This is a genomic window from Paenibacillus sp. CB74, assembly GCF_055687625.1.
In genome coordinates this window covers 3,374,882-3,389,586 of record NZ_CM146009.1, presented here as the reverse complement: position 1 = coordinate 3,389,586, position 14,705 = coordinate 3,374,882, and the positions used below count along the sequence as shown (strand labels likewise).

Below are 14,705 nucleotides of genomic sequence, written 5' to 3'. Positions count from 1 at the left end.
AAAGTTGTGTTAGATTACAAATTTATGATCTTCACAATTATAAGTATGATAAATGAAAAAGTCAAAATTTATGATTTGATAATATAATTTGATATAAGTGTATATAAATTCATATTTAATAAGACATTTTTCTACATTATCCTACAATTTTTATATGTGAAACCTCAGAGTAAGAGTCTCTTACTCTGAGGATATTCTTTTAATTACTATTTTGATTTACTATGTAGTCATAGCTATTTCATATTTTGCTTGGCCAGCAAAAAAACAAAATACTTATTATACTTAGGAGGCTTTTATTATGGTATGTGCTAATGATTGTCCATCTCCATGGAAACCGTCCGGTAATCCTCAAATTGGCGACGATAGTTACTGTGCTTCTAACACGGTTTGTGTGGGTTTGCGTCGTTTCAACCATTATTACATTGGTTGTAAAAATAGCGCTGGACAAATTCAAGTATGGAAATATTGTAACTCCGAATGGGGAAATTGTTGTTAAACAATTTTCACATGAAAATAGGTGCCCAATTCTTGGGCACCTATTTAATATCATTTCAATTCACTACATCTCATATTAAGGAAGTGAATCTGTGTTAGTAGAGAAAAAAGATTATAAAGATATTTTAAAGAAAAGATCCATTGCTCCTTTTCCAGTCGGGAAAGTATTGAAAACTAATTTTTGCTATTCGAAAGATTTCCAAGAGGTCACAATTAGATGGGGGGAAACGGGGACTCTTATTTTTTTTATGAGTAAAACTTGTGAAAAGTGCGATTTTTCTATTTTAGAGTCTTACTCAAAATTGTTTCATTTCAAGACTTATATTTTTGTTGAAGCAAATGAAGAATTTGTTGAAAATTTAAAGAATCAATTTCCTAAATATAACATTTACAAAAGTAATTTCGCCGTGTTATTTAAAGAATTGAATATTGAAGTCGTGCCTTTAGTATATGCTCTTAATAAAGTAGGTCAGCTTGTAGCTGCTGGAGGATTTGGCTCCTACGAAGGTTTAGTTCGGAGAATCGTTCCATTAGTGGAGGTTTTTGGTACGGGGAGAGTAGTTGATGGAAGTACTAATTAAAAAATTCAAAGTCTTCATGATTTCATTTCGTGAAGTGTGGAAGATAGATAAAAATTATGTCTTATTAAATTTGTTGCTTACATTATTAACTCCTGTTCAATTAAATGCTTCTATATATTTGGGTGCTCAATTGATCAATAATATATCAAAAGAAACGTTTGTGTTCTCAACTGTTGTTATGATTTTAATTGTAATTATTGCATTAGAGCTTCTGGTTCACTTATTCACTCAATTAAAGTCGAAATACAGCATTTCTTTTATAGAAAAATTTAACATTTATCAGAAGACAAAACTAGCAGACCATCATTATTATGCAACGAGTTTGGTGGAAAAAGAAAATCCACAGTTTCATGGAAAAGCTAACTTTAATGAGTTTGCTCTCACTAAGATGGAAAGTAATTATCAAAGTTTCCTTACTTTAATTTCGCTCATTATAGGGATATCCTTATCTACAGTTCTTATTCAAAAGTTAGATTTTATTGTATTTTTGTCGTTAATAGGTGTTTGTATAGTACGTGCATTTCTAGAATTAAAAACGTTAAAAAGTAGAGTGGGGATTACCAATATACTACAAACCTCACATCGATCTTATGGGTATCTCAACCAGATTATAAATGATTTTTCTGTTCATAAAGAGTTAATGGTTAATCGAGCTTATGAATTTATCAAAGGATTATGGCTGAAAAGGAGAAAAGTCGCATTTGATCTTCAATTTCGTCTTGAGATGAAGACAATAAACTACGTCACTATAAGCAAGATTTTGTCTATTGCATTCAAACTTGTCTTAACTGTTGTACTAGTATACAGAATTTCTAAAGGTGATTTGAAGATCGGTGATTATATGGCTATTACGATGGCTATTCCTTTAATTGAAGCTAACATTTTGAGCTTTGTAAATATCGTTGGTGGATTTTATGAGAATACTTCGTATTTAATCACAGCGGATAATAGAATTATTGAAGATCATAGGAAGAACTTAAGCTCCAAAATAAAAATAAATAGTATTGATTCTATTACTGTTAAAAACCTATCATTCAAATATCCAAATAGAGAAAAAAATGCTTTGAATAATATAAATCTAGATATAAAAAAAGGAGAGAAAATAGCTATAGTCGGGGATAATGCTTCAGGGAAAACAACACTTACGAAGTTGATTTTAGGTTTATATGACTCACCTGAAGGCAGCGTTTGTATAAATGATAGAAATATCTCAGAAATTGATTTAGACACATTATGGCTAGAAGTGAGTGCTATTTTTCAGGATTTCACAAGATTCCAACTTGATGTCCGACATAATGTTGCTATATCCGAAGTCAGCAAATTAAATGATGACAAGGCTATTTTAGAGGTGCTGAACCAATTTGGGATTGAAAATATATTGGAATCAAAAAAAGGGCTAGAAACAGAGCTAGGATATCTCTCTGAAGATTCAATCAATCTGTCTGGAGGACAATGGCAACGGATCGCTTTAGCTAGAGCCATGTTTAAGAAAGCCTCTCTTGTAGTCCTTGATGAACCAACATCGGCTATCGATCCTAACAGCGAACTGCGGTTGCTTACAGAACTTATTAATTCATCAACGGATAGAACCTTGCTTGTTATTACACACAGGATCGGCATTGCGGCTAATGTGGACAGAATAGTAGTTATGAAAGAAGGGGAGATAGAGGAAACAGGGACACATTTCGAATTGCTTCAAAAAAGAGGTTACTACTACGAGATGTGGATGCTTCAAAAAGAATTATACACTAATAAGCAAGAGGAGGTTTTATGTTGAATAATCAAATTGTTAGTTTCAGTAACGTGATTGATTATAAAGGAAAAGAGATCCCGTTTTCCAAAGAAAAGAGTCAGCTATATTTATTTGTTTCTTTATATTGTAATCATTGTGTAGATTTTTTACCTGAGATCACAGATTTACGAAATAAGATACCGCATATAGAATTCGTTTTATTTTGTAACGGAGATGAGGAAGAACACGATGGATTAATCGAGTATTTCAAATGGGATTTTCCAGTTGTTCATATTGATAGTGAGGACGCCACGTTGATGTATGACATTAATACGTTCCCTCATTTTATCTATATTAAAGAACATCAAAGAGTGTTAGGTGATTCTTTAACCAAATGGGAAAAGTATGAACACATTATTCTAGCGGGGTCCGTTGAAAAATGATTGCATATTTAGGTCAATTGTTCCTTGCAGGACTATTTTTAATTTCCTCTATCTCTAAGTTCCTTGATATGAATGAATTTCGTATGAGCATCAAAGAATTTGGGGTAGTTCAAAATAAACAATTAATTAGTGTAGGCTCTTACGTTTTTGTCCTAATAGAAATTATGTCTGCTTATCTCTTGATCAATAATTTCAACGAAGTAATATCACTCATAATACCTGTCGGAATGATGAGTTTATTTGTTATGGTTTTTATTAAGGTTATTTTTGAAAAGAAAGAACTTAAGTGTAATTGTTTCGGGAAAAGTGACAAAGGAACGAATAATACTTATGCTGTCATAAGAAATCTAACAATAATTGGATTGATCGTTTTCTGCTGGATTTTTCAAGCCGAAGATCTCTTCACTGCTTCAGATAATTTTTTGATTTTCACGATCGTTCTTAGCGTCTCATTTATAATTTGTTGTTTGAAAGATTATTTTTTCGAGAAAAGAAAGGAATTGAAGGATGCATGATATTTTAACGTATTTGTTATGTTTTTCATTGTTTATTTTGGTTATTGTATCAACGCTATTATTGAGAAAAGTTAACGACTTTAGGAAATTAATAATGATCGTTAAAACAATAAATACGAATAGAGTTTCTTTGAATGAACTTGGCAATAAATTTCATCTCATTTTTATTGATCCAGCTACAGAACAAGATGTCTTAAAAGATCTATCTAAAAATCAAAATTCAATCATATTTTACCATGCCCCTCCTTATAGAATGGCGTTATTTGAGAAAAAAGTCCCAACAAATATGACGGTTTGCAATAGCTTGGACAAAAAAATATTGACCTCATTAGAGATCAGAAGTTTTCCTTGTTTAGTAGATGTGAATTTAAATAACTTAAAAATTAAAAAAATATATGGAGGACACAAATAATGGAAGCTAAAGCTTTTATCGTGAATGAATGCAAATTTGAGCAAATAAATGAGAAAAAACAAATTATTCATTCAACTCCTTTGGAAACAATCACTTTGCCAACATTACCTTATGTAAATGATATTTATGCGGTATTAGAGCTTACTAATCTTGAAAAAAATCAGGATATTGCATTATTTCTGACCATCTCTGATAGGAATAACAAAATCATTGCTTTTACGGATGAAAACAATACCATCGCAATTGGTGAACAAATGAAAACTTTTTGTAAAATTCAAGTAGTCCATAGTATTAAAGGAACTCATCAGTTGACACTATATTGTAACGGCGAACCATTACATATCCATAAGTACGACATTATATGTGAGGACACGGCGTTAATGTATTGTGACGAAACTGAATTAGCAGATTTGAGAGCTGAAATTGAAATTTGATATAATTTCTTCAACCAAATAAATTAGCTATAAAAAGAGGGTTGTACAATCCTCTTTTTAGTATTTTTTCATTTAAGCTCTATACTGGTGTATAATGTGCAAAGACATCCTATCCTTAACTTGATGGAAGAAATTATTTTGATTTGAAAATAAATAAAAAGGTTAAGGTTAGTGTATAATTGTGGTATGTAATTAAAATTTTAAGGGGGACGCACCATTTCAAACAAAAAATTGACAAATGAATCAAATTCGATTAAAACTATATGACGTTAAAATATATCGCCAACACACAAATATAAATGGCATTTAATCGTTTGATGAAATTAAGAAAAAACGGGGGTCAGTAAAGTGATTAATAATTTAATGATAGTCCTTCAAGTTTTTTTTGGTCTTGTGGGATTGTACCAATTATTTCTATCCTTTTTTGGTTGGTACAGAAAGAAAGAGGAAATTACACATGCACCAAAAAAGACATTTGCATTGCTAGTTGCAGCGCATAATGAAGAACAAGTTGTAGGGGCTCTGTTAGAGAATCTTCAACAAATGAAATACCCGCGAGAAATGTACGACATTTTCGTGATTTGTGACAATTGTACTGACGATACAGAAGCTATATCCAAAAGTTATGATGGTGTAACTGCTTGTGTAAGAACGGATCTTGAAAAAAGAGGTAAAGGATTTGCTATTGAGTGGATGCTTAATAAGCTTTGGGAAATGCCGAAGTCTTATGACGCAGTTGTTGTATTTGATGCAGATAACCTTGTGAACACAAATTTCCTTCAATACATGAATAATGACTTGTGTAACGGACGACAAGTTATTCAAGGATATCTTGATACCAAAAACCCTAGCGATTCCTGGATTAGTGCTTCCAACGCTATCAATTATTGGTTCTGCAATCGCTTATGGCAGCTTCCGAGATATAATTTGGGATTAGCAAATTTCTTGGGAGGCACAGGAATGTGTTTTGACAGCAAGTTATTAAAAGAGATGGGTTGGGGAGCTACAAGCCTCGTTGAAGATTTGGAGTTCACAGTACGTTGTATTCAAAGAAACATTTATCCTAAGTTTAACTTTGATGCTAAAGTTTACGATGAAAAGCCATTAACTTTTAAAGCTTCTGCTAGACAACGTCTAAGATGGATGCAGGGACACTTTGAAGTCACCAGAAAACACTTAATCCCTTTGCTGTTTCAAGGAATTAAAGAAAGAAGTATGACTAAAATCGACGCAGCATTGTATGTATTCAATTCATATAATTTTCTATTTGGTTTCTTTATTACCATTGTTTTTTACCTTAATTATCTTCTACCTGTAGATTCACAACTGGTTTCAATTTATGGTTATTTGCCTATTTGGCTATCTATTCCTTTCATGATATATGGGCTTTTGCAATTACCGTTAGCAATGTATCTTGAAAAAGTAAGTTCAAAAATGTATTTAAGAATTATTACTTATCCGATATTTTTGCTTTCTTGGTGGCCAATCACCGTTCATGCATTCTTCACCCAAAATAACAAACAGTGGAGCCATACACAGCATACTAGAGGGGTTCGGTTGGAGGAAGTACAAAGTAAACAGGGATAATTTTTGTTTTATCAGCATATAAAAATGTATTGTATATGTTGACAATGATGTTAGATAGATGGTATAGTATTCTAGTGCTTTAAAACGAATAGCAATGGAATCACAAGTAGAAGTCCGACTTCTCACCTGATCAACATGATGTTGGCTGGTCAACGATCCCAATAATTTATGAAGTGTATACTCATGAAGAATTGTGTTGATTACAGGGATGTCGGTAGCTTGACCGGCATCCCTTTTATTTTTGTGTAACAGGATATTCAAAATGACCTGGAGGTGGACGGTTATTAGTAAAGATCACATGATTAATGATGAGATTCGGGCGAAGGAAGTACGCCTTGTCGGAGCTGAAGGAGAACAAATTGGGATCACGCCCATTCGCGAAGCACTGCAAATGGCGATTGACCTGAATTTGGATCTGGTCAATGTGGCACCACAGGCTAAACCGCCGGTGTGTCGTATTATGGACTATGGCAAATTCCGCTATGAGCAACAAAAGAAAGAAAAAGAAGCCCGTAAGAACCAGAAAATTGTTGACATTAAAGAAGTATGGTTCCGTTCCAATATTGAGGAGCACGATTATCAAACGAAGCTTCGTAATGTAGTTAAGTTTTTGAACGAAGGCGACAAAGTGAAATGTTCTGTTCGTTACCGCGGACGTGAAATTGCACATGCCGCGATTGGTCAACGGATTTTGGAGCGCGTTAAGGTAGAAGTTGCAGAACTTTGTACTATTGAACGTCAACCGAAATTGGAAGGCCGCAGTATGATCATGATCTTGGCTCCTAAAGCCTGATAACATTGGAGGAGGAAACACAAAATGCCTAAAATGAAAACACACAGCAGTTTGAAAGGACGCTTCAAAATTACCGGTTCCGGTAAAGTCCTTCGTTACAAAGCTCACAAAAACCACTTGCTTTCCCACAAATCTAAACGTGCTAAGCGCGTTCTGAACGGTAACCCAGTTATGGCTGCCGGGGATGTTAGACGTTTGAAACAAGGTTTGGCTAACTTGAAAGGCTAATTTTAATTAGTACATTCCGTATGGGGGATCGGCTACGGCCGTACACATATCACGGATACATTTATATTTATTTGGGAGGTTCTTTAATATGGCAAGAGTAAAAGGCGGTTTTGTAGTACGTCGTCGTCATAAAAAGGTTTTGAAACTGGCAAGAGGTTATTTCGGTTCCAAACACCGTATCTTTAAAACAGCTAACGAGCAAGTAATGAAATCCCTGGTATACGCATACCGTGACCGTCGCAACACGAAACGTAACTTCCGCAGACTGTGGATCGTTCGTATCAATGCAGCAGCACGTATGAATGGTTTGTCTTACAACAAACTGATCCATGGTTTGAAACTTGCTGGTGTAGACATGAACCGCAAAATGTTGGCTGATCTGGCCGTTAACGACATCAATGCGTTCAACTCTTTGGCTACTGTAGCTAAAGGCAAAATCAACGCTTAAAATTGTATGATACAAGCCGCCGTACCTATATGGCGGCTTTTTTTACGGCTTGGAAGCAATCCGAAGGTGAATCTCTGGATGAGTAGAGCGAATAGGCTATGGTCTGGCAGGGAACAATGAAAACCAGATAACTGGTGAATAACAGTCCGTGGAAATACATAAAATACGAACGGTGAAATAATACAAATGAAAACAGGTAAATTCCATTCCTCACTAAAGTTCACGATATGTTTTTGTTATATAACATCACATCGTTGTAACGTTAGTGTGTTAAAACGCTAAATTATTAAGCGTTTTCAATAAAAAAAGAACAAAAATATGTGATATTTGGTGATGAAACATCTGGATTTTAACACTGGTTGATTGTATAATCACCTCTAGTAGGCTAGTCCTAAATTTTTCTCTCCATGTCATAATGTTCGGTTTTTCGACAGATGATAGAATGCTTCAAGGGTGAGAATGCGCTTTTAATGTCGAAGAAACCATACATTCTGCATAAAAGCCATTCCTGCTATCTGTTAACCGTTCAATTGTAGGCTGGATTGGAATGAAGGATATATCATTAAGGGGGAAAAAGAGAAAATGAAAAAGATGCTCAGCTTGTCTTTGGTAATGTTGCTGGCGGTATCGGTTATGCTCGCAGGTTGTGGTAGCAAACCGAAAGAAGAAACAAATGCCGGAGGAGATACAGGTGGCACATCCACTGAAGCGAAATCCGATCTCAAAATCGGTATGGTTACTGACGTAGGTGGAGTTAATGACAAATCCTTTAACCAATCCGCTTGGGAAGCTCTGCAAGCGACTGAAACAGAAACAGGTGTAGCAGTTAAATACCTGCAAAGTAAATCCGATGAAGAGTACATTCCGAACTTGAACGAATTCGTTAAAGGCGGATATGATCTGACTTGGGGTATCGGTTTCCAATTGGCTGATGCAATCAAAACGGTTGCTGACCAAAACCCGGATTCCAAACTCGCGATCATTGACAGCGTAGTGGATTCTCCTAATGTTAAGTCCGTAACTTTTGCTGAAGAAGAAGGATCCTTCTTGGTTGGTGTTGTTGCCGGTCTGACAACAAAAACGAACAAAATTGGTTTTGTAGGCGGTATGGAAAGCCCACTGATCAAAAAGTTTGAAGTAGGATTCAGAGAAGGCGTAAAAGCAGTTAACCCTGATGCTCAATTCATTTCTAACTACACAGGTGCATTTGATAAACCAGATTTGGGTAAAGCAGCAGCAGCAACACTTTACAATGAAGGCGTAGACATTATCTTCCACGCTTCTGGCGCAACTGGTAACGGTGTGTTTAACGAAGCAAGCGCACGTAAAAAACAAGGTCAAGATGTTTGGGTTATCGGTGTCGACAAAGACCAATCTCTTGAGTTTGGTGATGAGATTACTTTGACTTCCATGATCAAAAAAGTAGACGAAGCGGTTAAACGCGTAAACCAAGAAGTTGTTGATGGTACATTTGCTGGCGGTTCTGAGAACCTGACACTGAAAGAAAACGGTGTAGGTATTGCTGATACTTCTACTGCTAACGTATCTGCTGATATCCTTGCTAAAGTAGATGAGTACAAAGAAAAAATCATCAGCGGCGAAATCAAAGTTCCTACAGAGTAATTTTGGTCTTAGTCACAGATGAATAATCATTGAGGCCGGTCTAGACCGGCCTTATGATTGCAAAAACAGGAACATTTGATCAAGTCATCATAACAATTGTACAAGGTCACTGTGTATCAACGCTCCGGGTAGGAGCTTTTCTTTCGTTTGCGGAACCACACTATATCAGTTATAAGGGTGATTACATGGGTGCAGCAACCCCCGTCGTTGAGTTAAAACAAATTACGAAGCGTTTCCCAGGCATTGTTGCCAACGACGCTATCAGCCTTCAGCTTCGTAAAGGCGAGATCCATGCGCTACTGGGCGAAAACGGCGCTGGTAAGTCAACGTTGATGAATATTGTATTTGGTCTCTATCAGCCAGATGAAGGTTCCATTGAAGTGAATGGCAAGCCTGTCATCATCGACAGCCCTAACCGAGCGATCGATCTTGGCATCGGCATGGTGCATCAGCACTTTAAGCTTGTACAGCCGTTCACGGTAACAGAGAACATTATTTTGGGATCTGAACCAACGAAGGGTCTCAATATTAATTATAAAAAAGCAGCCGCTGAAGTTCAGCGTCTATCCGAACAGTATGGACTGAAAGTAAATCCTCATGCCAAGATTCATGATATCTCTGTCGGAATGCAGCAGCGTGTGGAGATTGTTAAAACATTGTATCGTGGTGCGGACATTCTTATTTTTGACGAGCCTACAGCCGTATTGACTCCTCAAGAAATCAAAGAACTGATGATCATCATGAAGAAGCTCGTCGCAGAAGGCAAGTCAATCATCTTGATTACGCACAAATTGAAAGAAATTATGGAAATCTCCGACACCGTAACGATTATCCGTCGGGGGAAAGTCATTGATTCCGTCAAAACTTCTGAAACGAACCCGAATGAGCTGGCAGAGAAAATGGTGGGGCGGAATGTCACATTCAAAGTGGACAAAAAGCCGGCTACACCTGGTGCCAATGTGCTCGAAGTTAGCAAACTAACTTCCAAGAACAAAGAGGGTATTGCAGTTCTGAACCAACTTAACCTGAACGTACGTGCTGGAGAGATTGTTGGTATTGCAGGCGTGGATGGTAACGGTCAAAGTGAACTGATTGAAGCCCTTACCGGACTTCGTAAAGTCGACAGTGGTTCAATTCTTTTGGAGGGCAAGGAGCTGTCCAATCATTCTCCGCGCCATATCTCGGAGTCGGGTGTAGCCCACATTCCGGAAGATCGACATAAACACGGACTTGTACTTGATTTTTCAGTGAGCGAAAATATCGTTCTGGAATCGTACTATAAGGCACCATACACTCGTAAGGGGTTCCTTAACTTCGATGCCATCAAAAAGCAGGCGAAGCGGCTTGTGGAGGCATTTGACGTGCGTACACCAAGCATCGAGACCAAAGCCCGTTCCTTGTCTGGAGGAAACCAGCAGAAGGCCATTATCGCACGTGAGGTGGATAAAAATCCTGAATTGCTTATCGCTGCACAGCCAACCCGTGGCTTGGACGTAGGGGCTATTGAGTTCGTGCAAAAGCAGCTGATTGCACAACGCGATCAAGGCAAGGCTGTTCTGCTAATTTCATTTGAACTGGATGAGATTATCAATGTATCTGACCGAATTGCTGTCATCTATGAAGGCCAGATCGTTGGCGAGGTGCTGCCGGAAGAAACCAATGACAGGGAGCTCGGCTTGATGATGGCGGGCAGCACCCAAAAGAGAGGTACTGCGCATGAATAACGTATTGAAATGGTTTACCCGAGATTCATTTATTTTGCCTGTAGTCGCCATTATTATGGGTCTGATACTCGGTGGGGTTGTCATGCTGATTGGTGGCTACAATCCAATTGAAGCTTACGGCGCATTGTTCACCAAGGTATTTGGAGACATGTACAACTTTGGTGAAGCGGTACGGGAAATGACACCGTTAATTATGACTGGACTGGCATTTGCATTTGCATCACGTGCAGGGTTGTTTAACATCGGGGGAGAAGGCCAATTTCTCGTCGGTATGACTGCTGCAACCTTTGTAGGAGTTAAATTTGCAGGTTTGCCAATCTACCTTCATGCGCCACTGGCTTTGATTGCGGGTGCATTGTTTGGTGGTCTGTGGGCAGCTATTGCTGGTTATCTGAAAGCATCACGTGGGGTCAATGAAGTTATCAGCAGTATCATGTTGAACTGGATTGGTCTATATCTGGCGAACCTTATCGTACGCCAATTCTTGTTGTTGAAGGGCGAGAATCGTTCGGTGGATATCAGCGAATCGGCTTCGATCAGTCTCACATGGTTATCTGAACTAATGGGTAACTCCCGTGTGCACATGGGGACATTGATTGCTCTTGTGATGGCTGTGCTCTTCTATATCTATATGTGGAAAACTAAACAAGGTTTCGAAATTCGCGCGGTAGGTTACAACCCGAATGCGGCTGAATATGCAGGTATGCATGTTAACCGGAATATCGTAAAAGCAATGTTTATCAGTGGTATGCTTGCCGGTCTTGGTGGTGCATTCCAGGTTCTTGGTGTGTTCCATTACCAGACTGTAATGTCGGGTTCACCAGGTACAGGTTTTGACGGAATAGCAGTTGCCCTGATTGGTTTGAATCATCCGTTTGGGGTGTTGTTGGGTGCAGTGTTGTTTGGTACCCTCACGTACGGATCTGCAGGTATGAGTTTTGCTGCGGATGTTCCGCCTGAGATTATTCGGATTGTGATCGGTTCGATTATCTTCTTCATTGCGGCACAAGGCATCGTGCGCTGGATACTCAAACCGTTTTATTCGAAGCGTAAGAAAGAGAAGGTGTTGTAGATGGACTTGTTGACAATTGGGCAGATTATCAATACGACGCTTGTCTTTGCTACGGCATTGATTTTTGCTTCACTCGGCGGAATTTTTTCGGAAAAATCAGGTGTTACGAACCTTGGACTTGAAGGTTTTATGGTCTTCGGTGCCTTTGCGGCTGGAATCGGGGCGCACTATGCTCAAGAAGCGGGTATGGGCGGAACGACATCGGCTTGGATGGGGGTTTTGCTCGCGATTGTACTGGGCGTACTGGTATCGTTGATTCATGCCGTTGCGTCTATCACATTTAAGGCAGACCAGATTATCAGTGGTATTGTCATTAACTTTTTGGCAGCAGGAAGTACGTTGTACTTGGTTAAGCTGTTGTTCGAAGGTTCTGGTGATTCACCATTGGTTCAAGGCTTCAGCAAATTTGATGTGCCATTCTTGAAAGACATTCCGTTGCTTGGAGAAGCTTTTTTCAAGAACGTATATCCAACGACATATCTGGCCATTCTTTTCGTATTCCTGACGTATTACATTATGTTTAAAACACCATTTGGTCTGCGTCTTCGTTCAGTTGGTGAACATCCAAGTGCTGCTGATACGGTTGGTGTTAAAGTACGTCGTTATCGCTATGTTGGCGTTATGATCAGTGGTGCGCTTGCAGCCATTGGTGGTGCTGCAATCACGTTGACGACAACGGGTACATTCTCACACAATACGGTTTCCGGCCAAGGTTATATTGCCATTGCAGCCATGATCTTTGGTAAATGGAATCCGATTGGTGCGTTTGGTGCGGCTGTCTTCTTTGGATTCTCACAAGCGATTCGTAACTATGTGCAGTTGTTTGAATGGTCACAAAGTATTCCCCAGGAAATTATTTTCATGTTGCCATACCTGCTTACCATCATCGTTCTTGTTGCAGCGGTTGGACGTTCTTCGGCTCCGTCTGCACTCGGTGAAGCATATGATCCGGGTAAAAGGTAACGACGTGCAACATATTGATTTACTTTCCAAAAGTTTGATGGAAAGGTCCGCCATGTGCGGGCCTTTTTTGTTTTTATGAGCTTCGGCAGGCCGCTTTTTCACGTTCACTTTGGTTCTCATGCAGATACCCATATTTTCAGGTAGGGACAAAGAAACAGGCGAATTCAGTGATGGACGAATACACTGTTTTGAACGATCCGAGGAGGAGGGGAAAGTATGAAACAACAAGTTACGCGTGATGAAGCGATGAAATTAATAGGCAAAAATATTGTTGCAATCAAAAAAGACGGCACTCGGGTTACGGGAAAGCTGTTGAAAGTATCCGGCAACAAACTGGTACTGAAGCGTCTGAATGGCAAAAAAGTACGCACAAAAGCGATTTTGCCATTGGTACTGTTTGATCTGCTCGCTATTGCCACACTGCCTTATGCTTATGGACCTGGTCCCGGCTTTGGTCCCGGATATGGACCTGGCCCGAAACCGGGTCAGGGATATGGTCCAGGCTACGGGCCGGGTTATGGACCAGGAGGACCTGGTGGCGGTTTTGGCCCAGGGCCTGGTTTCGGTCCTTATGGACCAGGACCACGTCCACCAGGATTTTTCTAGGGGATTCTATAATGTTTTTTCCAATTCGTAGCAGCGGCTCATCATGATGTATCGAATCGCGCTGTACCCATTTTTTTGATAAAACTGAAGCCCTTTGGTATTGCCTTCATCCACCATCACTTTCGATCTTCGACATCCCCGGGATGCCGCAAAGCTCTCTGCTTTGAGCAGCAAAGTTTGGCCGTAACGTTTGCGTTGTTCTTTCAGGCTAACAGCCATCATATCGACATAGAGCAGTTCCCCATGCATGAGAAAATGGATGAATGCCACAGCAGCTTTATCTGGCTCTGGCGAGACAACAAAGGTCATGCCCCTGTTCATTCGCAGGGGTATTTCTTTGCGGATTTTGTTAATTTCTTTTTCACTCATGTGAGAGAGAGGCACAAGTTGAGTGTCAATCAGCTTCATGATGGCGCCATCATCCAGCTTGGATGTGCGTTGCCGAATCACCATACGGAGCCTCCTTTCAGGACCAGTCGCGCTGCTCGTATATCCTATGCCCGAAGCAAGATAAAAGGTGACTGAATGAAGCGCTGGGATTAGGGCAACCTTAAAGGTTGAAGAGGGAGGAAGAAAGGTTCTCTGAATTTTTATGCAAAACAGGTATTGACTTATCGGTTGGAGGAATCATATAATGTTCCTAACATTTAACGAGAATATTTCATCGGCTATGAAGAGGACGAAGTTTTAAGGGCTCTTTTGCTCAGAGAGTGGCTGGAATTGCTGAAACCACCACCATTATCCCTTATATACGAGCTCACCTCGGAGCTGTTTTCCTGAAAAGCACTGGATGTCACTCCTTTCGCGTATTAGGGAAAATCGTATGTCTGCGTTACAGACAACAGGTATGGGAAACGACTATGTTCGTTTGAGCTATTCGTTTTGTTGTACCTGGTAAGGTCCGTTATTGCGAAATTTCGGGCAAAGTTGGGTGGTACCACGGAAGCGATAACCTTTCGTCCCTCGCAAGCATGAACTTGTTTGCAGGGATGGAAGGTTTTTTTTGTAACTTTAAATGTCAGAATGGTGTAAATTTCGAGAGGAGGATG

The 14,705-nt window shown here is 39.1% G+C and carries 16 protein-coding genes; 15 read left to right on the top strand and 1 reads right to left on the bottom strand.

Going from position 1 to position 14,705, the window contains the following annotated elements; all coding sequences use genetic code 11:
- The first annotated feature begins 587 nt into the window (after positions 1-587).
- From ACX9NY_RS14915 to ACX9NY_RS14845, 15 genes are all read left to right on the top strand, one after another.
- Complete coding sequence (locus ACX9NY_RS14915) at positions 588-1,076, top strand: hypothetical protein (protein WP_472479120.1); 489 nt, start codon at positions 588-590, stop codon at positions 1,074-1,076.
- Complete coding sequence (locus ACX9NY_RS14910; protein ID WP_472479118.1) at positions 1,060-2,853, top strand: ATP-binding cassette domain-containing protein; 1,794 nt, start codon at positions 1,060-1,062, stop codon at positions 2,851-2,853. Before ACX9NY_RS14915 ends, ACX9NY_RS14910 begins: the two co-directional genes overlap by 17 nt.
- Entirely contained in the window at positions 2,847-3,251 is a 405-nt protein-coding gene (locus ACX9NY_RS14905) for a TlpA family protein disulfide reductase (protein ID WP_472479116.1), read from the top strand. The genes ACX9NY_RS14910 and ACX9NY_RS14905 overlap by 7 nt, the downstream gene beginning before the upstream one ends.
- The gene (locus ACX9NY_RS14900) at positions 3,248-3,766 is read left to right on the top strand and encodes a MauE/DoxX family redox-associated membrane protein (RefSeq protein ID WP_310333829.1); all 519 of its coding nucleotides are present in this window, start codon (positions 3,248-3,250) and stop codon (positions 3,764-3,766) included. The genes ACX9NY_RS14905 and ACX9NY_RS14900 overlap by 4 nt, the downstream gene beginning before the upstream one ends.
- Positions 3,767-3,860: 94 nt before the next feature.
- Positions 3,861-4,178, top strand: coding sequence for a hypothetical protein (locus tag ACX9NY_RS14895; RefSeq protein ID WP_472479114.1), 318 nt, complete (start codon positions 3,861-3,863; stop codon positions 4,176-4,178).
- Positions 4,178-4,612 carry a hypothetical protein gene (locus ACX9NY_RS14890; RefSeq protein ID WP_472479112.1) on the top strand — a complete coding sequence of 145 codons (435 nt, stop codon included), beginning with the start codon at positions 4,178-4,180 and terminating at the stop codon, positions 4,610-4,612. The genes ACX9NY_RS14895 and ACX9NY_RS14890 overlap by 1 nt, the downstream gene beginning before the upstream one ends.
- Before the next feature lie 348 nt (positions 4,613-4,960).
- Positions 4,961-6,199 (top strand): glycosyltransferase family 2 protein, encoded by a 1,239-nt coding sequence (locus ACX9NY_RS14885; protein ID WP_310333834.1) that lies wholly within the window; start codon positions 4,961-4,963, stop codon positions 6,197-6,199.
- A 298-nt stretch (positions 6,200-6,497) separates the two neighbouring features.
- Entirely contained in the window at positions 6,498-6,992 is a 495-nt protein-coding gene (gene infC / locus ACX9NY_RS14880; protein ID WP_062833422.1) for a translation initiation factor IF-3, read from the top strand.
- 24 nt (positions 6,993-7,016) lie between these two features.
- A complete protein-coding gene (gene rpmI / locus ACX9NY_RS14875) occupies positions 7,017-7,220 on the top strand; it encodes a 50S ribosomal protein L35 (protein WP_017689665.1) in 204 nt (67 codons plus the stop codon).
- An 88-nt stretch (positions 7,221-7,308) separates the two neighbouring features.
- Positions 7,309-7,668, top strand: a complete 360-nt coding sequence (gene rplT, locus ACX9NY_RS14870) for a 50S ribosomal protein L20 (protein ID WP_017689664.1) — start codon at positions 7,309-7,311, stop codon at positions 7,666-7,668.
- A gap of 582 nt (positions 7,669-8,250) precedes the next feature.
- Positions 8,251-9,291: a BMP family lipoprotein gene (locus tag ACX9NY_RS14865; RefSeq protein ID WP_472479109.1), complete on the top strand. Its 1,041-nt coding sequence runs from the start codon at positions 8,251-8,253 to the stop codon at positions 9,289-9,291.
- A 185-nt stretch (positions 9,292-9,476) separates the two neighbouring features.
- On the top strand, positions 9,477-11,015 hold the full coding sequence (locus ACX9NY_RS14860; protein WP_192134643.1) for an ABC transporter ATP-binding protein: 1,539 nt from the start codon (positions 9,477-9,479) through the stop codon (positions 11,013-11,015).
- Positions 11,008-12,087 carry an ABC transporter permease gene (locus ACX9NY_RS14855; protein WP_339240805.1) on the top strand — a complete coding sequence of 360 codons (1,080 nt, stop codon included), beginning with the start codon at positions 11,008-11,010 and terminating at the stop codon, positions 12,085-12,087. Before ACX9NY_RS14860 ends, ACX9NY_RS14855 begins: the two co-directional genes overlap by 8 nt.
- The gene (locus ACX9NY_RS14850) at positions 12,088-13,050 is read left to right on the top strand and encodes an ABC transporter permease (protein ID WP_339240807.1); all 963 of its coding nucleotides are present in this window, start codon (positions 12,088-12,090) and stop codon (positions 13,048-13,050) included.
- Positions 13,051-13,266: 216 nt separating this feature from the next.
- Positions 13,267-13,656 (top strand): hypothetical protein, encoded by a 390-nt coding sequence (locus ACX9NY_RS14845; RefSeq protein WP_339260004.1) that lies wholly within the window; start codon positions 13,267-13,269, stop codon positions 13,654-13,656.
- Positions 13,657-13,662: 6 nt separating this feature from the next.
- Here the strand turns inward: ACX9NY_RS14845 and ACX9NY_RS14840 are convergent, their stop codons facing one another.
- A complete protein-coding gene (locus ACX9NY_RS14840; RefSeq protein WP_445252650.1) occupies positions 13,663-14,106 on the bottom strand; it encodes a GNAT family N-acetyltransferase in 444 nt (147 codons plus the stop codon).
- Positions 14,107-14,705 lie beyond the last annotated feature (599 nt).